Raw genomic sequence first — 26020 nt, 5'->3', positions numbered from 1 at the left:
TGAGTATTTTAAGGCGAAGTGGAACAGATCAACGCTGCAAATCGTCGTTATCCGTGCCCAGCAGGCGCCCCGCATAGTGAGTCTCACACGGCGTCGCACTGAACTTGATCGGATGGCCGATCTGCTTCTGGAAGCCGCCACCGCCTTTGGCCACCTCGATGACCATATTGCGGGCTTTCATCTGGGGATGATCAGCGGCTTCGGTGATCGTCAACACCGGCTCAATGCAGGCGTCCACATCCGAGAATACCTCCTCCCACTGCGCCAGCGTCCTCTGCGCAAAAGCCGCTTTCAGGGCCTCGCGAATGGTTTGCTGATGCTCGGGATTCTGGCTGAGTGCAAAGCTTTTCATCTCCGGGATATCCAGGGCATCGCACAATCGTGCCGAGAATTGTGGTTCCAGGCTGCCCACGGAGATCCAGCGGCCGTCGCTGGTCTGGTAATAGTCATAGAAAGTGCCGCCATTAAGCAGTGTGCTTTCCGGTCGCTGTTCCTGGCCTCCTGCCAGAGCCGCGGCTCCGGCCATGCCATTCAGGGCGAAGGCGGCGTCGGTCATGCTGATGTCGATGTATTGCCCTTCCCCGCTTTGCTGGCGGTGAATCACTGCTGCCAGGATGCCCATTACCGCATGGTGAGAGCCCCCAGCCACGTCGGCCACCTGGATGCCCAGCGGTGGTGGGCCGGTCTCCTTGCGGCCACAGTGGCTGGACACGCCAGCCAGGGACAGGTAGTTGATGTCGTGCCCGGCCCGGTCTTTGTAAGGGCCGGTCTGGCCATAGCCGGTGATGGCGCAATAGATAAGGTCGGGGTTGATGGCTTTGAGGGTGTCGTAGCCGATTCCCAGCCTGTCCATCACGCCCGGGCGAAACTGCTCGATCACCACGTCGTAATCCTTGACCAGGCGTTTGATGACGTCCGCACTGCCCTCTTTTTTCAGGTCCAGGGCCAGAGAGCGTTTGCCACGGTTGAGGAAGGTGTGGGCGGTACTTACGCCGTCTTCCAGCGGAGGCATGACCCGGGTGAGGTCCAGCCGGTCAGGGGCTTCCACTCGCAGTACGTCAGCGCCCATATCTGCCAGCAGCATGGTGGCATAGGGGCCAGGCAGCAGTGTGCTGAAATCCAGTACCTTCAGTTGGCTTAGCGGGCCGGGCATGTGTTTCTCCTTTTCTGTTCCTGTTGTTGGTGCAGTGCTGATGCTGCCCTGTTTCCTTCGCCGGGCCAACTGCCGGTTTCGTCATTCCAATTGGCCATTTCTTCCAGCGTACAGCCGGGGCAATGGTTGCATTGTACCCGGGGGCTTTTATGATGGGCTTCATTCACAGAAGGATAAAGGATGACATGTCGGAACTCACCGTTTCCAGGCACTTCGTGGAAGCCGCACTCATCGGCGCCGAGAGGACCGGTTTTGATAGCCGGGCCCTGCTCAGGGACGCCGGTATTTCACCGGACCTGCTGAAGATCGAGATGGCCCGGGTCAGCAGCACCCAGTATAGCCGCCTGCTGCAGGCTGTCTGGAATGTGATGGAAGATGAGTTCATGGGGCTGGGCCCGAGGAGGTGTCGTACCGGAACCTTTGCCACCATGTGTGCCCTGGTGATCGACTGCCCCAATCTCGAGGCGGTGTACCGCCGTGCGTACGAGTTCTGCAGGCTGTTCGAGCCGATGGTAGCCATGAAGCTGGAAGTGGACGACAGAGCGGCGCGGCTGAAAACGGTCATTGAAGGCGATATTGATGACCCGATGTACTTTTTCCGGGAAAGCATTTTGGTTATCTGGCATCGGCTGGGCAGCTGGCTGATCGGGCAGCCGGTGGAACTGCTCAAAGCAGAATTCAGCTATCCTCGGCCACCCCACGGCGACGAGTACCGGCATATATTCCATTGCCCACTTTCGTTTGATGCCGGTGAGACTGCGCTGACGTTTGACAAGCGTTTTCTCCAGGCACCGGTGATCCGCGACAAACCGGAAATGCGCCAGTTCCTCAAAACCTCGCCCGCCGACCTGTTGTCCCGCCCCGATGAGAGCAACACCTTCACCGGCCGTATCCGGGCGCTGATCGGCCGCGACTTTACCCGCTCTCTGCCGGATTTCGAGTGGATTGCCACGGAGCTTCACACCAGCCCACAGACCCTGCGGCGGCGGCTGAAGCAGGAAAACACGTCGTTTCAGGAGATCAAGGATCTGCTCAGGCGGGATATGGCCATCTATTACCTGTCGCGACCGGACCTGCCCATCAATGATATTGCCTTCCGGGTCGGCTTCACCGAGCCGTCCACCTTTCATCGCGCCTTCAAGAAGTGGACAGGGGTCACCCCCGGGGCTTACCGCGAGGGTGAACGGGGTCAGTTGCCGGACTGACCGGTACTCTGCATCGTCTTTATCAGGCGACCAAGGGTGCGCGCGATGTCACGCGCCTGCTCGCGGTCATGGCCCAGTTTCATCAGACGCGAACCGTCCCGCGGGTCGTATATCCAGCAACTGGCGATGGCGCTTTCACAATTCCACTCGACCTGCGGATTAACCCCGAACACACCCAGGCTCTCTGCGGTTCTGACCACCCTGCCATTGTCCTCGCGCCGGGATTCCTGAATGCTGATCAGATCGTTACGCCTGTCGAGCTTGTAGGAAATGTCGGCGGGCTGGTCAAGCCTTACGATCCGCTGGTCCTCTCGCCACCCGGCTCCCTCAAGTAGAGTATTGGCGTGAATCACCAGGGCTTGCGCATCCGAATCCGCCAGATACAGCTGCTTCAATTTTTCCACTGACTCGCCATCCGCCGGCTTGATAATTGCGACGGGCTCACTGCTGCTCTGGCTGGCTCGGGCACCCTCCTGTTTTCGAACCTTTTCGACACGCGTAATCAGTTTCAGCGCGTCGGTATAGTGCTCGCCCTCTGCACCCGCCTGGCCGACGTAGTGTTCAAGTGCCGCTCGCGACTCGTTGAAGTGGCCCGACTCCATCATTACCCGGCCGCGATAATAGAAATAATCCGCCGGCTTTTCCCCTTCCAATTGCTGAATACGGTTCAGGTATTCTCCTGCCTCACTCCAGTTCTCTGCGGCAACAGCCTCTTCAGTGGCCAGCATGAAGCGGCGGATTTCATGTTCCGGCTCCAGTGCGCCAACCTGACTGCTCATCAGTAGAGATGCCAACACAAGGCCACAAACAGAACTGCGCCCGGCTCGAATTATCCTCACCATGTTATCTACTCCTGCTGGTTGTCCCGGGCGACGTCTTCTTCGGCATCCACTTCTGCCTGGTCCATAATCGCTTTCGGAAGTTCTTTTTTAACACGAACCCCCAGCTCCACAAAGCGATTGGCCTGGGATATCAGATTCCCCCGGCCCCGGGTCAGGGTGTTCATTGCCGAATCATAGCTGCCCTGGGCGGTGTGCAGCTGGCTGCCAAGCTTTTCCATGGCCTCCACAAACACCCGTAGTTTGTCATAAACCGCACTGGCCCTGTCTGCAATCCGCCGTGCGTTCTGGCTCTGGCGTTCGTATCGCCAGATGTTCTCGATGGTGCGCAGTGTGGCCAGTAACGTGGTTGGTGTAACCACAATAATCTTTCGCTCAAATGCTTCTGCGAATAGGTTCTCGTCCTGCTGAAAAGCGGCCACGAATGCCGGTTCGATGGGCATGAAAAGAAATACGAAGTCGGGCGAATGTATGCCGTGGAGCTGGCTGTAGTTTTTCTCGCTCAGTGTGCGGATGTGGTTGCGCACAGCCTCGACATGCTGCCTTAAGGGTTCTTCCCGGGCGGCTTCGTCTTCCTCCGTTGCCCACTGCTGATAGGCCAGCAGGGATACTTTCGAGTCCACCACCAGGTTGCGCTTGTCAGGCAGGTGAACGATCACGTCCGGCCGCAACAGCTGATTGTCATCGTCGCGGTAGCTGCCCTGGGTTTCGTACTCGATGCCCTTGCGCAGGCCGGAGCGCTCCAGTACCCGCTCCAGAATCAGTTCACCCCAGTTGCCCTGGATTTTCTTGTCACCCTTGAGCGCCCTGGTAAGGTTGGAAGCTTCTTCGGTGATCTGGCGATTCAGCTCCTGCAACGACTTGATCTCGCTTCTCAGGGCCTGGCGATCGCGGGTTTCGCTGGTGTAGACATCTTCCACCCGCTTGCGGAAATCCTGCAATTGGTCCCGGAACGGGTTCAGAAGGGTATCGATGCTGGTGCGGGTCTGCTGGCTGAAGCGTTCGCTTTTCTGTTCGAAAATACGATTGGCAAGATTCTCGAATTCCTGTTTCAGCGATTCACGATTGCGCTCCAGCAGTTCCAGCTTTTCTGTGGTGGCCCGGCGCTCCTTGTCCAGAGTCACTTCCTGCTCTCGCAGGGCGACTTTTGCGTTGCCGAGTTCCCTTGCAAGCTCATCGGCACGCCGTTGCTGCGATACTCTTTCGGTTTCCAGTTGCTCGATTCGCGCCAGCCGGGATCTGCTTTCAGACTCCAGACCGGCCACCTGATTGTCCAGCGCTGCTGCGCGCTGGCGCCAGCTTTCGGTGGCACGGTTACCTTTCACAACCAGGAAAATCAGAAAGCAGAAAGCCAGGGCCAGCATGATCCCGGACACTACGATTTCCGGCTGGTTCTCCATTACAGCAACAACGGCCTCGGGCACCCTGATCTCCTTGACTGATTACTGGAAAATAACGTTGTGACCACAGTTTACCGTATTAACGGAACCTTTTTGCGCGGTGCCCCCATTGGATACGTGATGTTGTATACTTCCCCGTTATGAATCATTCAACTTGCCCCACCACGGCAACGACGTTAATTGCGGCATTCTTTATGACGGTATTCCGGGATTCGAGAATTCACGCCGCGGCTTCAGAGGTTTCGGATGTTTTTTATGCGCTCGGGTTTTGGAAAGATTACGGCCGCCACAATGTTTCTGTTTCTGCTATCTGGCTGCACTACAGATCGCTACTTCATGGTGGAAAAAAACGACCTTGAGACCCTGAACACCTCGGTCGAAAAGCAGAGTGAGCAGATTTCCAGCCTTGAAAGCCGTGCAGAGGAAAACGTCCAGGCTCTGACCCGCGTTAATAGGGAATCCACCGAAACCATCCTGCAGGCTATCACCGAACAGGTCGAAAAACCCGCCTGTCCACCAGCGCCGGAACAACCGGTCTGCACCATAGCCGAAAGTAGTAGCGATGGCAGAGCCGACAGGCTCGAAGGCAAGGTCATTGTCGGCAAGGTGGAAAAATTCTATCTGGTGGGACCGGGGCTTGTTTATGACGCCCGCATTGACAGCGGAGCTGAAACCTCGTCACTTGATGCCAGAAACATTACCCGTTTCGAGCGGGATGGCAATAACTGGGTCCGCTTTGACGTTCCGGTGCCGGGTTCGGATGATCTTGAAACCATCGAGCACGAAGTTTCCCGCCGCGTCAGAATCATCCAGTCCACTACGGACGAATCCGAACGGCGCGTGGTGGTCGAATTGCAATTCATGATCGGTGATCATCGGCAACAGGCGGAATTTACCCTGACAAACCGCGAACATCTGTCCCATAGCGTCCTCGTCGGACGCAATATACTGAGAGACGTCATGCTGATCGACGTTGGCAAGGAATTCGCGACGGAACTTCCCGATGACCTCCCCGAAGAAAACAATGGGGATGAATCTTGACTTCGCGCTCCCGCATACCCTTTTACTTTGCCATTCTCCTGCTGATTGCGGCAGGGATTTCTATCGCTGTCTGGCGCCATGTAGAGCTGAGGATTCCCTGGTTTACGGGCGAGCAGCAACCGGTGTGGATGGTAGAGGCCCGAATTGATTTTACAGGTACCGGCGAGCCGGTGCTCGCCAGCATGAACATCCCGGACCAGCCCCCGGGGTTCCGGATCATTTCCGAACAGGCCGCCTCACCGGGCTATGGTTTTTCTATCGTGGAAGATTCCGGCGAACGCCGGGCCGAGTGGTCAAAACGCGATGTCAGCGGAGCCCAGACCCTTTATTTCAAGGTGCAGCTGGTTCCCGACGAGCAGATACAGCCCGACAGGCCCCGGCAGCAGCCGAAGCCTGAACCGGCATTCTGGGAAGAGCCTCAAGCAACCGCCGTGGAAGAATTGCTTCAGCAGGCCGCCGCCAGGTCGAGCACACCGGAAAGCATGACACGGGAGCTGATCAAACTGCTGCAACCAGATAGCAGCGCACAGAATACAACCCTGCTGGTTTCCAATGACAATTATATTAACCTGCTGAACCGGATGCTCAACCACGCCGGTATTCCCGCGCGCACTGCCGACGGACTGGCCCTGGAAGATGCACGGCGCCGGCAGCAGCTGCGCCCGTTCCTGCAGATCTACGATGGCAACAAATGGCTGACCTTTAATCCCCGCACTGCCGAGCAGGGGCTGCCGGAAAACGTGCTGCTGTGGCGCCAGGCTGCCACGTCCCTGCTTGATGTGGTGGGGGGAGACGACTCTGAAGTGAGCTTTTCCATGCTGAGGCAAACTGTGCCGGCATTACAGCTGGCCCAGGCACAGTCCGCCGAGAACGGGCTGGGCTTTCTGAGCCTTTACCAGTTGCCCATCGAAGAACAGGGCATGTTCAGGATGCTTCTGCTGCTGCCACTGGGCGCCCTTGTTGTCGCATTCATGCGTATCGTGGTGGGCATAAGAACCTCCGGCACCTTTATGCCGATATTGATTGCCGTGGCCTTCGTACAGACCACGCTGATTCCGGGGCTCATCGCCTTTGTGTCCGTGGTGGCCATCGGCCTGTTGATGCGCGGCTACCTGTCGAGCCTGAACCTGCTTCTGGTATCGCGAATATCGGCACTCATTATTCTGGTGATCTTCATCACCGCCGGACTCAGCATTGTCGGCTACCAGATGGGCTTCAACACCGGCATGACGGTGACCTTCTTTCCCATGGTGATTATCGCCTGGACCATCGAACGCATGTCCATACTCTGGGAGGAAGAAGGCGCCCGTGAGGTCTTCGTTCAGGGTGCTGGCAGCCTTTTCGTGGCAGTTTGCGCTTTTCTGCTGATGAGTGCCCCCCTGGCAGAGCATCTGACGTTCAATTTTCCCGAGTTGCACTTCGTGGTGCTGGGGCTGATCCTGCTGATGGGTCAATACACCGGCTACAAATTGTCTGAGCTTCGCCGGTTTCACCCCATGAAGGCCTACGACTGATGGGCTGGATCTCACCCTTCAAGCTCAATCAGTTGGGGATGCTGAACATGAACCGGCGCAATGTGGACTACATTGCCCGTTATAACAGCCGGGCCTCCTATCCACTGGTAGACAACAAGCTCAAAACCAAGCTGGTGGTGGCCGAGTATGATGTCCGTACACCTCGCCTGCTTCAGGTAGTGAGACAGCAGCACGAGATTCCCCATTTCAGGCAAATAGCCGACGATCTCACGGGTTTTGCCATCAAACCCGCCAAGGGGTCCGGCGGCAAGGGCATTACCGTGATAACGGGGCGAGACGGCGACGAATATATCAAGGCCTCGGGGGCGCGCGTGCCCTCAGCCTATCTCGAGCGACATCTCTCCAACATCCTTGCCGGCCTTTATTCACTCGCCGGTACACCGGACGTGGCCGTTGTTGAAAATCTCGTGGAGTCGATTCCGGGGCTGGCCAGGTACTCTTACCAGGGTGTGCCGGATATCCGTATCGTGGTTTTTCAGGGTTACCCGGTGATGGCGATGCTAAGGCTGGCCACCAAGGCTTCTGATGGCAAGGCGAATCTGCATCAAGGCGCCGTTGGCGTAGGCCTGAACATCGCCAACGGACATGGCCTGAATGCGGTGCAATTCAACCGCCCTATCCTGTTACACCCGGATACAGGCCTGGCACTGGAAAACATCGTTATCGATGACTGGCAGGAAATGCTGGTGATGGCATCCCGTTGCTACGAGGCCACCGGGCTGGGATATATGGGGGTCGATCTGGTGGTCGATGTCAACGAGGGACCACTGCTACTGGAGCTGAATGCCCGCCCTGGCCTGGCTATCCAGATGGCCAATGGGCGCGGACTGCTGCCACGCCTCAGGCAAATTGAAGCCATTCGCAAGCCACACTTCACACCCGAAGAACGGGCGGCCTTCGCAATGGAAACCTTTGCCTCCAGCATCTGAACCGCGAATTCCAGATACAAAAAAACCGGGGCCAAGGCCCCGGTTTTTTAGGTCAAACGCTGCAATCAGAGCTTGCCTTCGGAAAGCAACAATTTGCGCTCATGGGAGAGGCCCTTCAGCAGCCCCCAGGTCATCACCAGCAGCACGGCCGTGAAAGGCAGTCCAGCGGTTATGGCGACCGCCTGGATCGCACCCAGAGCGTCGTCGCCGCCGCCGAAGATCAGCGCCGCGGCAATCGCACCTTCCATTACCACCCAGAATACACGCTGAGCGGTCGGCGCATCGGTTTTGCCACCGGCTGTGATGCTGTCAACAACCAGCGAGCCGGAATCCGAAGAGGTCACGAAGAATACCAGAACCAGAATAATGCCAATGAAGGAGCTCACTGCAACGAATGGCAGGTTGGCAAGCATCTGGAACGAAGCCAGGGGAACCTCTGTCAGACCGTCCTCGGCAAGTGCGCCGATGCCTTGCTGGATCTGCTCCAGGGCAGCGCCACCGAATGCGCTCATCCAGACCACGGTGATCACTGTCGGGACAATCAGTACCGCCGTTACGAATTCGCGAACCGTACGTCCGCGGGAAACCCGGGCGATAAACATACCAACGAACGGTGACCAGGAAATCCACCATGCCCAGTAGAAGACCGTCCAGCCGTGGAACCACGCCTCGTCATCGCGACCGAACGGGTTGCTCAACTGCGCGATATTACCCACGTAACTGGAGGAGGTGATCCAGATTGTCTCGACAATGGTCATGGTCGGACCAGCGAAAATGATGAAAAACAGCAGAAGTGCCGCCAGTGACATGTTGATGTTACTGAGGAGTTTCACACCGCCATCCAGGCCCCGCAGAACCGATATCAGGGCAGCTGCCGTCACGCCGGTAATAATCGCCATCTGCACGTTGATACCGGACGAGATCCCGAACAGGTAATCCAGGCCGGCTGCGGCTTGCTGGGCACCAAAACCGAGAGACGTGGCAAGACCGAATATTGTCGCCACAACCGCCAGGGTATCGATGATGTGTCCCGGCCAACCCCACACACGGTCTTTAAGCAACGGGAAGAAGGCTGAGCGGATTGTCAGCGGCATGTTCTTGTTGTAGGCAAAGAACGCCAGCGACAACGCCACAATCGCGTAGATTGCCCAGGGGTGCAGGCCCCAGTGGTACATGGTGGCACCCATGGCCAGCCTGGCGGCCTCTGGCGTATTGGCTTCAACACCCAGAGGCGTTTCATACCAACCGGTGTAGTAGGCTACCGGCTCCGCAACGGCCCAGAACATAAGGCCGATACCCATACCGGCTGCAAACAGCATTGCAAACCAGGACGCCGTCGAGAAATCCGGTGTTGCGTCCATGCCGCCAATGCGGATTTTACCCATGGGCAAAAAAATCAGGGCAAGAGCAACCACCACAAAGATATTGGCACTGAGCAGAAAGAACCAGTCGAATTGGGCAATTGTCCACCATTTCGCGCCGTCCAGGAGTTCTTTCGCTTCTCCCGGGAACATCAGCGTACCTATAACGAACGCTACTACCAGTACTGCCGTGATCGGAAATACCGGCGCGTGAAGATCGAGACCATACCTTTGAATATTATCCTGGCCTGCGACGTAATCCGTTGAGTATTCGTCTTTTACCGCCTCGCCCACGTTTTGAGCCTCCTGTTTGAGTAAAACCTTTTTTGTATTCGGATGCGAACATTAAAGGCTCGCCATCTTATTGCTTTGAGTTCAAAACATCAAAGACTGGATGCCGCACTGTCCGGACATCCAGCAGTGTAGCGCCTTCTGGTGCGAGACCCCCTTTTGGCCTGCACGCTTTTCAGAGCTTGCCTTCCGACAGAAGCAGTTTGCGTTCATGTGTAAGGCCTTTCAGGAGTCCCCAGGTCATCACCAGCAAGATCGCAGTAAACGGCAGACCGGCCGATATCGCAACTGCCTGAATCGCACCCAGCGCGTCGTCGCCACCGCCAAATATCATTGCAGCGGCGATCGCACCTTCCATTACCACCCAGAATACGCGCTGTGCGGTCGGCGCATCGGTTTTGCCACCGGCGGTAATGCTGTCGACAACCAGCGAACCGGAATCGGAAGACGTTACGAAGAAAACCAGTACCAGTACGATACCAACGAAAGACGTAACGCCAATGAGCGGCAGGTTGGCAAGCATCTGGAACGAAGCCAGGGAAACGTCGGTCAGGCCATCTTCAGCCAGTGCGCCAATGCCCTCCCGGACCTGTTCCAGTGCAGCGCCACCGAACGCACTCATCCAGACCACGGTAATAACGGTCGGAACAAGCAGCACCGCCGTGACAAACTCACGAACCGTGCGGCCGCGGGAAACCCGGGCGATAAACATACCAACGAACGGCGACCAGGAGATCCACCAGGCCCAGTAGAACACGGTCCAGCCGTGGAACCAGGTCTCGTCCTCGCGACCGAACGGGTTGCTTAACGCCAGGCCATTAGCGACATAACTGGACGACGTAATCCAGATCGTCTCGATAATGGTCATGGTTGGGCCGGCAAAAATAATGAAGAACATCAGGATGCCTGCCAGTGCCATATTGATGTTGCTGAGGACTTTCACGCCGCCATCCAGGCCCCGCAGAACCGAGATCAGAGCCGCTGCCGTCACACCGGTGATAATCGCCATCTGTACGTTGACGGTGGCTGAAATTCCAAACAGATAATCCAGCCCGGATGCGGCCTGCTGGGCGCCGAAACCCAACGAGGCGGCAAGCCCGAAAATTGTTGCAAATACGGCCATAGTATCGATGACGTGGCCCGGCCAGCCCCAAACCCGATCTTTAAGCAGGGGAAAGAAAGCTGAGCGAATCGTCAGCGGCATGTTCTTGTTGTAAGCGAAAAACGCCAGTGACAGGGCGACCAGCGAGTAGACTGCCCAGGGATGCAGGCCCCAGTGGTACATGGTGGCGCCCATCGCCAGATTGGCAGCTTCCGGGGTGTTGGCTTCAACCCCCAGTGGCGTTTCATACCAGCCGGTGTAATAGGCCACCGGTTCAGCAACGGCCCAGAACATCAGGCCAATACCCATACCTGCGGCAAACAGCATTGCGAACCAGGAAAATGTCGAAAAATCCGGTGTGGCGTCTACACCGCCGATACGGATGCTGCCTATTGGCAGGAAAATCAGCGCTAACGCAATGATCACCATGATGTTGGCGCTAATCAGGAAAAACCAGTCAAACTGACCCAGTATCCACCATTTTGCTCCGTCAAGAATTTCTTTGGCTTCCGACGGGAAGATCAGGGTACCAATAACGAACGTCAGGACCAGTATCGCCGTAATCGGGAATACTGGCGCATGCAGGTCGAGACCATACTTTTGAATATTATCCTGGCCTGCGACGTAATCCGTTGAGTATTCGTCTTTTACAACGTCGCCCACGTTTGAGCCTCCTGTTCGGGTAAGCTGGCTTTATCCGGATGCAAACGTTACAAGTTGTCCATCCTATTGCTTTGAGCTCAAAACATCAAAGAGCGCAGGTTTACGCCCTGAGATCAATCTTAGACCAATATTCGGATATGCGAGGAAAACCGGGTGAATCGATTTCAGCTCAAGACACGTATCGCCAGCTTGAATGCTGGTAACATCCGGTCAACCTGTCGTTTTGTGTTCAGAGGATCCAATGGCAAAAACCCGAACCATCCCTTTCCGCTACACCGCCTATGCACTGAGCCTGGCAGGCTTGCTGCTGTCACTGATGGCAGGGACTTTGCTCCAGGGTTGGTACCTTGCCCTGCCGTTCATTTTCGGCGCACTGGCGGTACTGGGCACCTGGGATCTGCTGCAGCGTAAACACACCGTCAGCCGCAACTATCCGATCCTTGCCCACTTCCGGTATTTTCTCGAATCCATTGGCCCCGAGATACGGCAGTACTTTATCCAGTCAGATACCGACGAGCGTCCTTTTTCGCGGGAGCAGCGCACGATTATCTACCAGCGGGCCAAGAACATCCTCGACAAGCGTCCTTTCGGCTCCCAAATGAGTATGTATGACGAGGGTTTCGAGTGGATCAATCACTCGCTCAGACCGGTAAATCTGACAGATTCCGACTTTCGCATCACCATCGGCAAACACTGCGCCAGGCCCTATAGCGCGAGCGTGTTCAACATTTCTGCCATGAGCTTCGGCTCTCTCTCTGCCAACGCCATTCTGAGTCTGAACGGCGGCGCAAAAATGGGAGGTTTCTATCATGATACCGGTGAAGGCTCCATCTCCCGCTATCACCGGGAACCCGGCGGTGATCTGGTATGGGAGATCGGGTCTGCCTACTTTGGGTGCCGGCATAAGGACGGTACGTTCAATGAAGAAATGTTTGTCGAGAACGCCACCACAGACCAGGTCAAAATGATCGAGGTCAAACTGTCTCAGGGAGCAAAACCGGGGCACGGCGGCATACTACCCGGCGAAAAGGTAACACCCGAAATTGCCAAAGCCCGTGGCGTCAGCCCCGGTGAGGACGTAGTCTCCCCCGCCAGCCATTCGGCTTTCTCCACGCCCATTGAACTGCTGGAGTTCCTGGAACGGTTGCGCGAGCTGTCAGGCGGCAAGCCAGTGGGGTTCAAACTGGCCATAGGCCATCCCTGGGAATGGTTTGCCATCGTCAAGGCAATGCTCGAAACCGGCAAAAAACCGGACTTTATCGTCGTTGATGGCGGTGAAGGGGGGACAGGTGCGGCTCCCCTGGAGTTTATCAACCGCCTGGGAACACCCATGAAGGAGGCACTGTTACTGGTCCATAACACGCTGGTCGGCACCAATTTACGGGAAGACATCGCCATAGGCGCTGCCGGTAAAATCATATCGGCATTCAACGTGGCCCGGACCCTGGCGCTGGGTGCGGACTGGTGTAACGCAGCCCGCGGCTATATGTTTTCACTGGGCTGCATTCAGTCGCTGAATTGCCACACCGGAAAGTGTCCCAGCGGCGTTGCAACCCAGGATCCCAGGCGCAGTGAAAAGCTCGACGTGAGGGACAAAAGCCAGCGGGTTTACAACTACCATAAAAACACCGTTGATGCGCTCAAGAACCTGCTTGCGGCCTCCGGTCTCAAACATCCTTCCGAACTGGGCCCGGAACATATCATTCGCCGCACCTCGAGAACGGAAGTCCACTCCTATCTGGACCTGTTTCCGTTCCTCGAACCCGGCGCTCTGTTGAAGGGCGAAACCGGTGAGCGAGTGTTCGATGTCTACTGGCCAGAGGCCACCGCAGACAGCTTCGAGCCACCGGAATTTATCCGGAAATTACGGGACACCAAGCTGCGATAGAAATACCCGGCAAATTGCCGAAAGGATGTTTATTTTTAGCGGAGGCTGGTGTAGACTTCGCTCCCGCTAAGCCACTGAGATTTATCTCAAGTTTCACTGGCCACTAGCAGTATCGGGGCGTAGCGCAGCTTGGTAGCGCATCTGCATGGGGTGCAGAGGGTCGCAGGTTCAAATCCTGCCGTCCCGACCAATTCCCTACACAAAGCCCGGGCCGAAAGGTCCGGGCTTTGTTGTTCCCGGAAAACCCCCAGCCGGCCGTTTTTCGCTGCAAGAAGCAGCCGCTAACGAACGCTTACAATTGCGGATGTAGCAAGTAAGCGAATACCGATATGGAACCTTATTATTCGGGTAAATCGATTGCCCGCTTCCTCATCAACCCATAAAATTTGCGCGGCTCAGGCGGCTTCTGACGACGCTCTGTGAGGCGTAACCGGCAATCACGAAAACATAAGGCTTTATCCAATGGAACACGCAGATGACATCAGCGCCGCTGAACCCGCGGACATTTCCTTCGATGCCGTTGAGATCGCCGGCCTTGTCGTGCCCCTGCTTTTTGCGATCATGACAATCGTTCTGGTTGCACTTGCACCGGACTCCGCCGGCACAGCATCAGAAGACCTGAAAACTGCTTCCGAGCGCGTCGAATTGATCGAGCAGATCCAGAAGCGGTAAGACCCTCTCCTGGCCAGTGAGAAAGTGATTGTCGCCCCGCTGGCACCGAGTAAATCACCAATCAGATCACCGATGGCGACAGCGGGCCGGCTACGACTAGCCGAAGTGAAAGAAGGCCAGTTTGTTACCGTCCGGGTCGCGCACGTAGGCACCATAAAACTGATCCGGAATTCGCTGGCCGGGCTCGCCATCGCTGGTGGCACCCAATTCGATCGCACGGTGGTAATGGGCATCCACCGCCTCTTTTGACCCGGGGGGAATGGCGAACATATTGCCGTTGCCGCAGTTTGCGTCCAGTCCGTCTGCCGGCGTGCAGACTGCCAGCATCGGTGACTTCATATCTTTACCGATAAACGCGATTCGGCCGAGATCCAACAGTTCTTTTGCACCAAGGTCGCCCAGCAGGTCCAGGTAAAACTTCTTGGCCTTCTCGATATCCTTCACACCGATGGTTACGTAGCCGATCATGTTGCTGTACTCCTGTTTGTAATTAATAGATACAGATAGCCATACGAGACATTGGACAAAAATGGCCACTTGCCCGCGGGTATTGTTCCTGAAAAATGGCGGCTGTAACAAAAAAACCGAAGGCGAACCTCCGGTTTTTTGATTTTTGATTCAGGCCTTCATTTCACCGAGGCGTTGAGGACATCCAGAACTTCCTCAAGTTCGGTGATCATCTGCCGGATCAACTGCTTATACTGGGAAGTATCGTCTTTCACCTCATGACTGCTGAGCTTCTGCTTGGCACCTCCAATAGTATAGCCCTGGTCATACAGCAGGCTTCGTATCTGGCGAATGGTGATAACGTCGGCACGCTGGTAATAGCGGCGGTTACCACGGCGTTTGACCGGCGAAAGCTGGGGAAACTCCTGCTCCCAGTACCTGAGAACGTGCGCCTTCACCGCGCAGAGTTCGGCAACCTCGCCAATGGTAAAGTAACGCTTACCCGGTATCGTGGGTAACTCGTTGTTATGACTGGGTTCCAACATAAGCTTCTACTTTCTGTTTTAGTTTTTGCCCCGGTCGAAACGTAACAACACGCCGTGCACTGATTGGAATTTCCTCACCAGTTTTCGGGTTCCGTCCCGGCCTCTGCTTCTTGTCGCGCAAGTCGAAGTTGCCGAATCCGGACAACTTCACCTGTTCATTATGGCTGAGAGCGCCTCTGATTTCGTCGAAAAAAGCTTCTACCATCTCCTTGGCTTCACGTTTGTTAAGGCCCAACTCCTCATACAAACGCTCCGCCATTTCCGCTTTCGTCAAAGCCGCCATCTGTTAACTCCTCAATGTTGCCCCCAACTCTTCCTGCAGTGCCTCGATTACACCGTTGAAGAGCGAATGCACCTCTACTTCATTTAGTGTGCGTTCGGGATGTTGCCAGAACAGGCTGAGGGCAAGGCTTCGATTACCTTCACCCAGGCTTTCACCTTCATAGACATCAAACGCACGCAAAGCCGTGAGGTGCTCACCGGCGTGTTTTTTCGCCACACGCTCGACATCTGCAAACCCCACACCGCTTCCGATAATAATAGCCAAATCCCGCCGAACTTCAGGGAATTTTGAAATATCTTTGAAATTAGGCACATATCCCGAAACGATCGAATTCAAGAATAGCTCAAACATCAGAATCGTGCCATTAAGTTCCAGTTTTTTCTGAACTTGTGGGTGCAATGTGCCCAGCCAGCCTACATGTTCGCCGTCGCGAAGCAATTCGGCCGTCTGGCCCGGGTGCAGGGCTGGATGCTGACTCGCAAGAAACTGCACCTCAATGCCGAGAAGCTGGAATAAACTCTCCAGTTCCCCTTTTACATCAAAGAAATCGGCACTCCTGCGCCCGTTTGCCCAGTTTTCAGGCAGCTGGTTGCCAACCACCACGCCGGCAAGCATGGGCTGCTGCTCGATTCGCTTGGCTTCCTTTACAAAGCTTAGCCCGGTCTCGAACAGTCGAATCCGTGGCTGCTGCCGATTCTGATTGTACGCCACTGTTTTCAGCAATCCGCTCCACAGTGTGGTGCGCATGACCGAAAGGTCGGAAGAAATCGGGTTTGCCAGAGCGATACCCTCCTGCTCCGGATCGACCAGGTTCTGGACCTTCGGGTCCACAAAGCTGTAGGTGATCGCTTCCTGGTAGCCACAGGATACAAAGTAGTCGCGGATCGCGGAAACCGGGCGAACCGCTTCCTGCTGCGGCCGCAGGCCGAGGGAACCGGTGGGCTCGGTCACCGGCAGATTGTTGTATCCGTAGATCCGGCCAATTTCCTCAATCAGGTCCTCTTCGATACTGATATCAGGGCGGAAGCTGGGCACGTGCACGCGCCAACCGTTCTTCAGTAACTTGTCGATATTCAAGCCAAGGCGTGTCAGGATTTCTTCGACCGTGGTCCGGTCGATTCGCAGACCCAATACATCCGCAACGCGCTGCTCGCGAAGATCCACTGTGCGATCTTCCGGCAGATTCTGCCTGCTGACCACCTCAACAACATCGCCGGGCTCACCGCCAACGATAGACATCAGCAAAGCTGTGGCCCGCTCCATGGCGTCCCGGGCAAGCTCATAGTCGACACCACGCTCGAACCGGTGGGAGGCATCGGTATGAAGGCCATAATGGCGCGCCTTACCGGCCAGTGTAATCGGGTCGAAGTATGCCGCCTCCAGGATCAGATCGCGGGTTCTTTCGCTGACACCGGAGTGCTCCCCACCCATGACACCGGCGATGGCAATCGGCTTGGCGTGATCGGCAATCACCAGGGTATCAGCGGTCAGCTCCACTTCCTGCCCGTCCAGCAACACCAACTTTTCACCCGGCTTCGCCATACGCACAACGATGCCACCTTCGATTTCATCACGATCGAAGGCGTGAAGCGGCTGCCCCAGCTCAAGCATGACGTAATTGGTGACATCCACGGCCGCGTCGATAGAGCGAATACCGGAGCGACGCAATTTTTCCTGCATCCACAGCGGTGATTCAATACCCAGGTCCACGTTGCGCAGGATCCGGCCCAGGTACCTGGGACAGCCTTCGGGCGCCTTGACCGCAATCTCCGGCACGTCCGAATGGACCGCTTCCACAGGTCCGATTTCCGGCCCCTCGACCACCATGCTGTTCAGCACACCGACTTCACGGGCGATGCCTTTAATGGAGAGGCAGTCACTGCGATTCGGCGTCAGATCCACATCGATGGTGACATCGTTCAGCTTGAGATAGTCACTCAGTTCCTGGCCTACCTGCGCATCATCCGGCAACTCCATCAGACCTTCGTGATTTTCCGACAGGCCCAGTTCGGCTTCCGAGCACAGCATTCCCTCGGAAGACTGGCCGCGAAGTTTTGCCTTCCTGATCTTGAAATCACCCGGCAGCACTGCCCCCACAACGGCGAAGGGTACCTTGAGGCCATCACGAACATTGGGAGCGCCGCAAACCACCTGTACTGTCTCCCTGCCATCATTAACCTGACAGACCCGGAGCTTGTCCGCATCCGGATGGGGCGCCACGGAAACCACTTCACCCACCACAATGCCACTGAACTTGCCGGCTACCGGCTCAAATCCGTCAACTTCCAGACCCGCCATGGTGATCTGGTCCATCAATGCCTGGGTATCGTTCGCCGGATTGACCCATTCCCGTAGCCACTGCTCACTGAATTTCATGGTATCTGCCTTGTCCTGATGCGGTTGTGCCTGTTAATTCCATTGCCCGACGACGCGTTCAACGGAACTGCCGCAGGAAGCGGAGGTCGTTCTCGAAAAACATACGCAGGTCGTTAACGCCATAGCGAAGCATGGCAAGGCGCTCAACGCCGAGACCGAATGCAAAGCCACGGTATTCCTCGGCGTCGATACCGCAATGTTCGAATACTTTGGGGTGGACCATGCCGCAGCCCATTACTTCCAGCCACTTGATGCTGCCATCTTCTTCGCGGCCCCACTCGATATCCACTTCCGCGGAAGGCTCGGTGAACGGAAAATAAGACGGACGGAAGCGCACTTCCAGATCCCGCTCGAAGAACACCCTCAGGAATTCCTCAACAGTGCTCTTCAGATCCGCGAAGCTGACGTCTTTCTCAACCAGCAGTCCTTCCACCTGGTGGAACATGGGTGTGTGGGTCATGTCGGAGTCACAGCGGTAAACGCGTCCGGGGCAGATCATGCGGAACGGCGGCTTGCCGTCCTCCATGGTGCGAATCTGTACCGGCGAGGTATGAGTGCGCAGCAAGGTGCCCGGATTGAAATAGAAGGTGTCGTGCATGGCGCGGGCGGGGTGGTGGCCGGGAATGTTCAGGGCTTCGAAGTTGTGATAGTCGTCTTCGATTTCGGGCCCCTGTTCCACGGTGTAACCGGCGCGCGCGAAAAACTGTTCAATACGCTGCAGGGTGCGCGTTACCGGATGCAGACCACCAAGGTCCTGGCCACGTCCGGGAAGGGTAACGTCAATGGTTTCGCTGGCCAGCTTCTGCTCAATGGCAGCGCGCTCGAGGTCCGTGCGCCGGGCATTGATTGCCTGCTCGACCTGCCCCTTGGCTTCGTTGATTTTCTGGCCGGCAGCCGGGCGCTCTTCGGCGGACAGTTTGCCCAGTGTTTTCGCCTGCTGGGTGATAACACCCTTCTTGCCAAGGTATTCAACACGAATCTGATCCAGCGCCTGCAAGCTGTCGGCACTGTCGACCGCCGCCAGACCGTCCTGAACGAGTTGATCCAGGTTTTCCATTGACCCTGCTCCAATCCAGAAATGGAATCACTCCAAACAAAAATAGGGGAAGAGCGCGCCCTTCCCCTATCAGAAGGCGCCTTCATGAACTCATGGAGACGCCTGAATCGATCGGTAACCGATGAAAGAGCTAAGCGATCACAGGGACGCTTTTGCCTTCTCAACAACAGCAGTAAACGCCTGCTGCTCGTTCATGGCCAGGTCGGCCAGAACCTTGCGGTCGATCTCGACATTGGCCTTTTTAAGGCCTGCAATCAGACGGCTGTACGACAGACCGTTGGCACGGGCGCCGGCATTGATACGGGCGATCCACAGTGCGCGGAAGGAACGCTTGCGGTTGCGACGGTCGCGGTAAGCATACTGACCGGCCTTGATGACCGCCTGTTTGGCTACACGATAGACGCGGCTGCGCGCTCCGTAGTAACCCTTGGCCTGACTGAGAATCTTCTTGTGACGACGACGTGCTACCACGCCACGCTTTACACGAGCCATACTTTAATCCTTCTACCTTTTAAACCTTTTCAGGAATGGTTAGCGGCTGAATCAGCACGCTGTCATACGCTTGACAGACGCCACGTCAGACTTGGCAATCAGCTTGGTACCACGGAGCTGACGCTTACGTTTGGGGCTCTTCTTGGTCAGGATATGACTGGTGAAGGACTGCTTGTGCTTGAAGCCGGTAGCGGTTTTCTTGAACCGCTTGGTGGCCCCGCTTTTGGTTTTCATCTTGGACATTTTTTAAAACTCCGCATTCTGTTTTTAAATGACATCAACGTGTCCCTGAACGACAAAACCCCCGCGACCGCGGGGGATCATTACCGGATCAGAGTCACTTCTTTTTGCGGGGAGCCACAACCATGGTCATCTGGCGGCCTTCCATCTTTGGCCGCTGTTCTACCTGGGCAATATCTTCAATATCCGCTTCAATCCTGTTCATGAGCTTCATACCGATTTCCTGGTGTGCCATCTCACGCCCACGGAAGCGAATAGTAATTTTGCCGCGGTCCCCGTTCTCAAGGAAACGTACCAGGTTGCGTAGTTTGACCTGATAATCCCCTTCTTCAGTTCCTGGACGGAACTTAAGCTCTTTGACCTGGGTCTGCTTCTGTTTCTTCTTCGCAGCAGCCTTGGCCTTCTTCTCATCGAAGATCTTCTTGCCGTAGTCCATTATCTTACAGACGATCGGATCGGAATCCGTAACCTGAACCAGGTCAAGAGACGCTTCTTCTGCCTGCTTGATTGCATCTTCGATCGGCACTACACCGACTTGGTTGCCCTCTGCGTCAATAAGACGGACTTCAGTTGCGTCAATATTCTCATTGATCGGCGCCTTTGGTGTGCGCCCCCGATTCGCTCGCTGTTTAATAATCAGATCTCCGTTTTGGTTCTGCCTTTGCGATTGATTTCGTCAGCCATCAGCTGCTCAAACGCTTCCAGCGATAAAGTCCCCAAATCTTCGCCTTTGCGGGTTCTCACCGCAACGGCGTTGTTCTCAACTTCTTTGTCGCCGACAACAACAAGGAAGGGGACTTTGTTAATAGTATGCTCGCGGATTTTAAAGCCGATCTTCTCGTTTCTCAAGTCAGCATTAACCCTATAGCCCAGAGAATCCCATTTTTTTGCAAGATTCTGGCAATAATCACGCTGATTGTCGGTAATATTAAGTACGGCAATCTGCGTCGGGGCCAGCCAGGTGGGAAAAGCCCCTTCATATTCCTCGATCAGGATGCCAATAAAGCGCTCAAACGATCCCAATACTGCCCTGTGCAACATAACGGGCGTCTTGCGCTCGGAATTGTCCGCAACATATTGGGCACCCAGACGCCCCGGCATGGAAAAATCGACCTGAATGGTACCACACTGCCATACCCGGCCGATGCAGTCTTTGAGGGAAAACTCGATTTTGGGGCCGTAAAATGCACCTTCGCCAGGCAATAACTCCCAATCCACCCCTTCACGGTTGAGAGCCTGTTCAAGGGCTGCTTCCGCCTTGTCCCAGACTTCGTCCGAACCAACCCGCTTTTCCGGCCGGGTAGACAGCTTGTAGAGAATTTCGGTAAACCCGAAATCCTTGTAAATCTCGTGGAGCATCTGGATAAAATCAGACACTTCCTGCTGAATCGCATCTTCCTCACAGAAAATGTGAGCGTCATCCTGGGTAAACCCACGCACCCGCATCAGGCCGTGCAATGCACCGGACGCCTCGTTGCGATGACAGGAGCCGAACTCCGCCAGGCGCAGGGGCAGATCCTTGTAGCTCTTCAGGCCCTGATTGAACACCTGCACGTGGCACGGGCAGTTCATCGGTTTGATGGCGTAGTCGTGCTTCTCGGACTCGGTGGTAAACATGTCGTCCTTGAACTTGTCCCAGTGACCGGACTTCTCCCACAGCGACCTGGAGACCACCTGTGGCGTCTTGATCTCCTGATAGCCATGCTCATGCTGCTTGCGGCGCATGTACTGCTCGATTTCCTGATACAGGGACCAGCCATCAGGATGCCAGAACACCATACCCGGCGCCTCTTCCTGCATGTGAAACAGGCTCAGCTTCTTGCCGATTTTACGATGATCGCGCTTCTCTGCCTCTTCCAGGCGATGGAGATAGGCTTTCAGGTCCTTCTTGTTGCCCCAGGCGGTGCCGTACACACGCTGCAATTGCTCATTGCTGGTATCGCCACGCCAATAGGCGCCGGCCACCTTGGTCAGCTTGAACGCCTTGAGCTTGCCGGTACTGGGCACATGGGGGCCACGGCACAGGTCAATAAAATCACCCTGGCGATAAAATGACAGGTCCTCGTCACCGGGAATATCCTCGATGATACGAACCTTGTACTCTTCACCCATTTCATCAAACAGACGCACGGCTTCATCACGGGACATCACTGAGCGCGAAACGGGAATGTCCTGTTTCGCGAGCTCTTCCATGCGTTTTTCAATCCGGCCCAGATCCTCATTGGTAAATGGCCGGTCAAACTTGAAATCATAGTAGAACCCGTTATCCACAACCGGGCCGATGGTCACCTGAGCGGAGGGAAACAGCTCCTTGACGGCCATCGCAAGCAGGTGGGCGGTGGAGTGGCGGATAATATCAACGCCCTCTTCGTCACGCTCGGTAACAATGGCGAGATCGGCATCTTCTTCAATGGGGAAACTGGTATCAACCAGGGTGCCATTCACTCGGCCGGCAATAGCGGCCTTGGCAAGACCGGCGCCGATGTCTGCGGCAACATCGTGAACGGTTACGGGTTCGGCAAAACTGCGATGACTGCCATCCGGCAGGGTAACAACAGGCATAGTTGGCTCCTTGAGTCTCAGAGGTGATCCGTACCAAAGACCACATGTTGACGGTTGGCCGCGATACAAACCGCGGACCGCTGCGCGCAGGAGTTTAACAGAAAAAAGCCCGACAGGTTAATGCCGGGCTTGCAGGGGCGGGGATCAGGCGTATGCGCTTGCTTCTTCGGGCGTTCGTCGCCGCAACTGGCCGAAGGCAACCAGCCCGAGCAGGATGAGCGCAGGTATGAACATGAGTTCTTTGGGTGGACGATCGAGTTCAACCTGCACCGAGTCAATGGTCCAGCCGAAGCTGATGCCGGCATCCTCAGCCGCACTGCCAAAGCCGACAAAGTCCACCACCATGGTATCGTCCTGACGGGACAACTCCAGGCCGGCGCTCTCCAGCCTTGCTTCCGGGGACTCCGCTGCCGGCAGCTCCAGGCTCAGGTAAGTGGACACATCCTCGCCACTCAAAGACATACCGGATGCCTGCAGAATGATAGACTCACCAGCAGGAACATTTTCGACATGCTCTACAATCTCTGTACTTGGCCGGTCCGCTGTAGGCGGGTACACCATGTCCCACCAGTATCCCGGCCGGAAAAGGGTGAAGGTGATCAGCAATAGCAGCGCTGACTCCCATTTATAGCTCTTGGTGAACCAGTATCCCTGGGTAGCTGCTGAAAACACCAGCATTGCCGTCACCGCGCTGGCTATGGTGACCAGCAGATCCAGCCACCCTGTCAGTCCGATCAGCAACAGCTGGGTATTGAAGATGAACATGAATGGCAGAATCGCCGTCCGGATATCATAGGTGAAGCCCTGGATACCCGTTCGTATCGGATCCGCCCCCGATATTGCGGCCGCCGCGTAGGCGGCCAGTCCCACGGGCGGCGTATCGTCCGCCAGTATGCCGAAATAGAACACAAACAGGTGGACGGCAATGAGAGGCACCAATAGGCCATTTTGGGCGCCGAGGGTAACGATCACTGGTGCCATCAATGTGGAAACCACAATGTAGTTGGCCGTGGTAGGCAGGCCCATACCGAGGATAAGGCTGATAATGGCGGTAAATATCAGCATCAGCAGCAGGTTGCCGCCCGAGATAAACTCAACAAACTGGGTCATCACCAGGCCGATACCGGTCAGCGTCACTGTGCCGACCACGATACCGGCTGTCGCAGTCGCGACACCGATACCCACCATGTTGCGCGCGCCCGTTACCAGCGAATGGAGCAGGTCGACAAAACCGGTTTTTGTTTCCCACAGAAAGCCACCTCTGTTGCGGAAAAAAGCCTTCAGCGGCTGCTGGGTAATGACGATGAAGATCATGAACACCGTAGCCCAGAATGCAGATAGCTGGGGAGAGAAGCGCTCAACCGTCAGACACCAGACCAGGACCACCACCGGCAGCAGGAAATAAAGACCGGTTTTCACCGTTGGCCCGACCTCCGGAAGCGTGTCCATGGCAGACTCGGGATCATCCGGTTCAAGTACCGGAAAACGGGTTGAGTACCAGACCAGTGCGATATAGACAGCAAGCAGCAACGGTCCCAGCACCCAGACAGCTGCTTCTCCAAGCACAACCTTCAACCAGCCGATGCCGTAATAGACAATGAAGGTGAGAACGCTCAGCCCGAGCAGAATCACAACCCAGTTCAGCATTCGCTGGGCCAGTGTCGGGCGGTCCAGGCGCTCAATGCCCTTCATCTTCAGCTTACAGGCTTCCAGATGAACGATATAAATCAGCGCTACGTAGGAAATCATTGCCGGCAGGATCGCGTGCTTGATGACTTCCAGATAGGAAATCCCCACGTACTCAACCATCAGAAAAGCTGCCGCGCCCATGATGGGGGGAGTCAGCTGACCGTTGGTTGAGGCCGCCACCTCTACGGCGCCGGCCTTGGTAGCCGGGAAGCCAACCCGCTTCATCAGCGGGATTGTGAAAGTACCCGTGGTTACCACGTTGGCGATGGACGAGCCGGAAATCACCCCGCTCAGACCACTGGACACAACGGCTGCCTTGGCGGGGCCCCCGCGCATGTGTCCCAACATCGCATAGGCGACCTGGATGAAATAGTGACCTGCGCCGGCGCGCTCCAGCAGCGCACCAAAGAGAACGAACAGGAAAACAAAGCTGGTAGAAACCCCCAGAGCAACACCGAATACACCCTCGGTACCCAGCCACATATGGGAAGAAAGCTTGCTCAGGCTTGCGCCCTTATGGGAAATGACATCCGGCATGTAGGGGCCGGCCAGGGCATAGATAAGGAATACGCCTGCCACGATGGTCAGGGGTAATCCCAGGGCCCGGCGGGTAGCTTCCAGCAGCAGGATAATGCCACCAAGAGCAACAATAAGATCCTGAGTTATGGGCGCCCCTGGGCGGGTCGAAAGTTGGTCATAGAAGAAAAACAGATAGGAGGCTGCAAAGGCAGCGGCCAATGCCAGAATCCAGTCATAGAATGGAACGTGATCAATATCCCTGCCCCGAATCATCGGGTAAGCAGAAAAGGCCAGGAAAGTGGCAAATGCAAGGTGGATAGATCTCGATTCAGTCGAGTTGAACACACCGAATTCGACGATGTAAGGAAGCGGTGAGGCTATCCATAGCTGAAAAAGTGACCAGAGCAGGGGGACAACAAAAAGTATCCTTGCAGCCATGCCAGTGGCGGCTCTTCCACCGGTTTCGGTCTGGAGAACCTCGGCAACTTTGTTGCTGTCGATCTTATCCCCGGCTCTCGGTTCGCTATTGGCCATAGCTCGATCCTGTATAAATATAGCGGGTCGGAGATCAAAACACCGCAGGCTGGCTTGCCTGCGGTGTTGTTTTTTTCCCGGTTACAGGATCACTCGATCAGGCCGGCTTCTTTATAGTACTTCTCTGCACCCGGGTGCAGAGGTGCACTCAGCGCATCGGATACCATTTCTTCCTTGTTCAGGACGCCGAACGCCGGATGCAGGCGCTTGAAGCTGTCAAAATTTTCGAAGACCGCCTTGACCACTTCATACACCACGTCCTCCGAAACATCGGTGGAGGACACAAATGTGGCAGCAACACCAAAGGTGGTGGTGTCCTCATCACTGCCCCGGTACATGCCGCCCGGAATGACAGCTTCCCGATAATACGAATTCTCTTCGATAAGGGTTTCAGTGGCCTCGTTATCAACGCTGACAATCACGCTGTCGCAGGAAGTCGTTGCTTCCTTGATCGCACCGGAGGGGTGACCGACCGTATAGAAGAACGCATCAATGTTGCCATCACACAGGGCCTGGGACTGCTCAGCCGCTTTCAATTCTGCGGCCAGAGAAAACTTGTCCATGGTCCAGCCCATTTCATCCATCAGCACTTCTGCGGTCGCGCGCTGGCCGGAGCCCGGGTTGCCGACGGAAACCCGCTTGCCCTCAAGATCTTCAAACGTTTTGATACCTGAGTCCTTGCTGGCGACGACAGTGAACGGTTCCGGGTGCAGGGAGAAAACTGCCCGAAGCTTTTTATTGGGGCCGTCATCTTCAAACTGGCCGGTACCGTTATAGGCATGGTATTGCCAGTCAGACTGAGCAACCGCCAGGTCCAGCTCACCCTGCCGGATCGCGTTGAGGTTGTAGACCGAGCCCCCGGTGCTCTCTACGGAGCAACGGATACCGTGTTCCTTGCGGTCCATATTGACCAGCCGGCAAATGGCGCCGCCCGCCGGGTAGTAAACCCCCGTCACGCCACCCGTGCCGATGGTGACGAATTGCTGCTCCTGTGCGTTAACCACTGTAGAGGCCGCTCCGAAGCTGACTGCCGCTGCGACCGCGAGTACGGAAAATTTCTGTTTCAGTGCCATGACTATTCCCTTATTTCTGCTCATTATTGCTTTTTTTGGGTCTGCGCAATCGCACAGACGCTTTCCACATTCATCTTAAAACATAGACCACTTTACGCCATTAATAAAGCGGGAATTAGCACGC

At 55.9% G+C, this 26020-nt stretch carries 22 protein-coding genes and 1 tRNA gene; 7 read left to right on the top strand and 16 right to left on the bottom strand.

The window, feature by feature from the left end; genetic code table 11:
• Positions 1–28 precede the first annotated feature (28 nt).
• A complete protein-coding gene (locus DIT72_RS13740; protein ID WP_135955818.1) occupies positions 29–1153 on the bottom strand; it encodes a CaiB/BaiF CoA transferase family protein in 1125 nt (374 codons plus the stop codon).
• Positions 1154–1338: 185 nt separating this feature from the next.
• On the opposite strand from DIT72_RS13740, the gene DIT72_RS13735 reads away from it, so the two are divergent.
• Entirely contained in the window at positions 1339–2358 is a 1020-nt protein-coding gene (locus tag DIT72_RS13735) for an AraC family transcriptional regulator (protein ID WP_135955817.1), read from the top strand.
• Here DIT72_RS13735 and DIT72_RS13730 read toward each other — a convergent pair.
• Together DIT72_RS13730 and rmuC are read right to left on the bottom strand one after the other, a co-directional pair.
• On the bottom strand, positions 2343–3200 hold the full coding sequence (locus DIT72_RS13730; protein WP_135955816.1) for a hypothetical protein: 858 nt from the start codon (positions 3198–3200) through the stop codon (positions 2343–2345). The two genes, DIT72_RS13735 and DIT72_RS13730, sit on opposite strands and share 16 nt — an antisense overlap.
• 5 nt (positions 3201–3205) lie before the next feature.
• Positions 3206–4561 (bottom strand): DNA recombination protein RmuC, encoded by a 1356-nt coding sequence (gene rmuC / locus DIT72_RS13725; RefSeq protein ID WP_228260833.1) that lies wholly within the window; start codon positions 4559–4561, stop codon positions 3206–3208.
• Positions 4562–4852: 291 nt separating this feature from the next.
• Between rmuC and DIT72_RS13720 the strand changes: the two genes are divergently transcribed.
• The 3 genes from DIT72_RS13720 to DIT72_RS13710 are packed head-to-tail and all read left to right on the top strand — an operon-like array spanning position 4853 to position 8102.
• Positions 4853–5638: an ATP-dependent zinc protease family protein gene (locus tag DIT72_RS13720; protein WP_228260822.1), complete on the top strand. Its 786-nt coding sequence runs from the start codon at positions 4853–4855 to the stop codon at positions 5636–5638.
• Positions 5635–7152, top strand: a complete 1518-nt coding sequence (locus tag DIT72_RS13715) for an inactive transglutaminase family protein (protein WP_135955814.1) — start codon at positions 5635–5637, stop codon at positions 7150–7152. Before DIT72_RS13720 ends, DIT72_RS13715 begins: the two co-directional genes overlap by 4 nt.
• Positions 7152–8102: an alpha-L-glutamate ligase-like protein gene (locus DIT72_RS13710; RefSeq protein ID WP_135955813.1), complete on the top strand. Its 951-nt coding sequence runs from the start codon at positions 7152–7154 to the stop codon at positions 8100–8102. The genes DIT72_RS13715 and DIT72_RS13710 overlap by 1 nt, the downstream gene beginning before the upstream one ends.
• A gap of 65 nt (positions 8103–8167) precedes the next feature.
• On the opposite strand, the gene DIT72_RS13705 is transcribed toward DIT72_RS13710, so the two are convergent.
• Together DIT72_RS13705 and DIT72_RS13700 are read right to left on the bottom strand one after the other, a co-directional pair.
• Positions 8168–9757 (bottom strand): BCCT family transporter, encoded by a 1590-nt coding sequence (locus DIT72_RS13705; RefSeq protein ID WP_135955812.1) that lies wholly within the window; start codon positions 9755–9757, stop codon positions 8168–8170.
• Positions 9758–9929: 172 nt separating this feature from the next.
• Positions 9930–11519, bottom strand: a complete 1590-nt coding sequence (locus tag DIT72_RS13700; RefSeq protein ID WP_135955811.1) for a BCCT family transporter — start codon at positions 11517–11519, stop codon at positions 9930–9932.
• Between the two features lie 241 nt (positions 11520–11760).
• Here DIT72_RS13700 and DIT72_RS13695 point away from each other — a divergent pair, with 241 nt between their 5' ends.
• The 3 genes from DIT72_RS13695 (at position 11761) to DIT72_RS13685 (ending at position 14079) form a co-directional block, all read left to right on the top strand.
• Positions 11761–13407, top strand: a complete 1647-nt coding sequence (locus tag DIT72_RS13695; protein ID WP_135955810.1) for an FMN-binding glutamate synthase family protein — start codon at positions 11761–11763, stop codon at positions 13405–13407.
• A gap of 113 nt (positions 13408–13520) precedes the next feature.
• A tRNA-Pro gene (locus DIT72_RS13690) sits at positions 13521–13597 on the top strand.
• 272 nt (positions 13598–13869) lie between these two features.
• Entirely contained in the window at positions 13870–14079 is a 210-nt protein-coding gene (locus tag DIT72_RS13685; protein ID WP_135955809.1) for a hypothetical protein, read from the top strand.
• A 96-nt stretch (positions 14080–14175) separates the two neighbouring features.
• Here DIT72_RS13685 and DIT72_RS13680 read toward each other — a convergent pair whose 3' ends face one another.
• The 11 genes from DIT72_RS13680 to DIT72_RS13630 form a co-directional block, all read right to left on the bottom strand.
• Complete coding sequence (locus DIT72_RS13680) at positions 14176–14547, bottom strand: VOC family protein (RefSeq protein ID WP_135955808.1); 372 nt, start codon at positions 14545–14547, stop codon at positions 14176–14178.
• Positions 14548–14705: 158 nt separating this feature from the next.
• Positions 14706–15071, bottom strand: a complete 366-nt coding sequence (locus DIT72_RS13675) for a MerR family transcriptional regulator (protein WP_135955807.1) — start codon at positions 15069–15071, stop codon at positions 14706–14708.
• Complete coding sequence (gene ihfA / locus DIT72_RS13670; RefSeq protein WP_071264800.1) at positions 15052–15354, bottom strand: integration host factor subunit alpha; 303 nt, start codon at positions 15352–15354, stop codon at positions 15052–15054. Before ihfA ends, DIT72_RS13675 begins: the two co-directional genes overlap by 20 nt.
• Before the next feature lie 3 nt (positions 15355–15357).
• Positions 15358–17730, bottom strand: a complete 2373-nt coding sequence (pheT, locus tag DIT72_RS13665) for a phenylalanine--tRNA ligase subunit beta (RefSeq protein ID WP_135955806.1) — start codon at positions 17728–17730, stop codon at positions 15358–15360.
• 58 nt (positions 17731–17788) lie between these two features.
• Complete coding sequence (gene pheS / locus DIT72_RS13660) at positions 17789–18787, bottom strand: phenylalanine--tRNA ligase subunit alpha (RefSeq protein ID WP_135955805.1); 999 nt, start codon at positions 18785–18787, stop codon at positions 17789–17791.
• Between the two features lie 138 nt (positions 18788–18925).
• Positions 18926–19279 (bottom strand): 50S ribosomal protein L20, encoded by a 354-nt coding sequence (gene rplT, locus DIT72_RS13655; RefSeq protein WP_135955804.1) that lies wholly within the window; start codon positions 19277–19279, stop codon positions 18926–18928.
• 51 nt (positions 19280–19330) lie between these two features.
• Positions 19331–19522, bottom strand: a complete 192-nt coding sequence (gene rpmI, locus DIT72_RS13650; protein ID WP_135955803.1) for a 50S ribosomal protein L35 — start codon at positions 19520–19522, stop codon at positions 19331–19333.
• A gap of 94 nt (positions 19523–19616) precedes the next feature.
• Entirely contained in the window at positions 19617–20159 is a 543-nt protein-coding gene (gene infC / locus DIT72_RS13645; RefSeq protein ID WP_135955802.1) for a translation initiation factor IF-3, read from the bottom strand.
• Positions 20156–22081, bottom strand: a complete 1926-nt coding sequence (thrS, locus tag DIT72_RS13640; RefSeq protein WP_135955801.1) for a threonine--tRNA ligase — start codon at positions 22079–22081, stop codon at positions 20156–20158. Before thrS ends, infC begins: the two co-directional genes overlap by 4 nt.
• A 144-nt stretch (positions 22082–22225) precedes the next feature.
• Positions 22226–24823, bottom strand: a complete 2598-nt coding sequence (locus DIT72_RS13635) for a TRAP transporter permease (RefSeq protein ID WP_135955800.1) — start codon at positions 24821–24823, stop codon at positions 22226–22228.
• An 89-nt stretch (positions 24824–24912) separates the two neighbouring features.
• On the bottom strand, positions 24913–25896 hold the full coding sequence (locus DIT72_RS13630) for a TAXI family TRAP transporter solute-binding subunit (RefSeq protein WP_135955799.1): 984 nt from the start codon (positions 25894–25896) through the stop codon (positions 24913–24915).
• Positions 25897–26020 lie beyond the last annotated feature (124 nt).

Origin of the sequence: Marinobacter orientalis (assembly GCF_004792665.1) — a bacterium.
GTDB lineage: Bacteria > Pseudomonadota > Gammaproteobacteria > Pseudomonadales > Oleiphilaceae > Marinobacter > Marinobacter orientalis.
The sequence above is the reverse complement of the archived record's forward strand: the minus strand, read 5'-3'. Positions and strand labels throughout refer to the sequence as shown.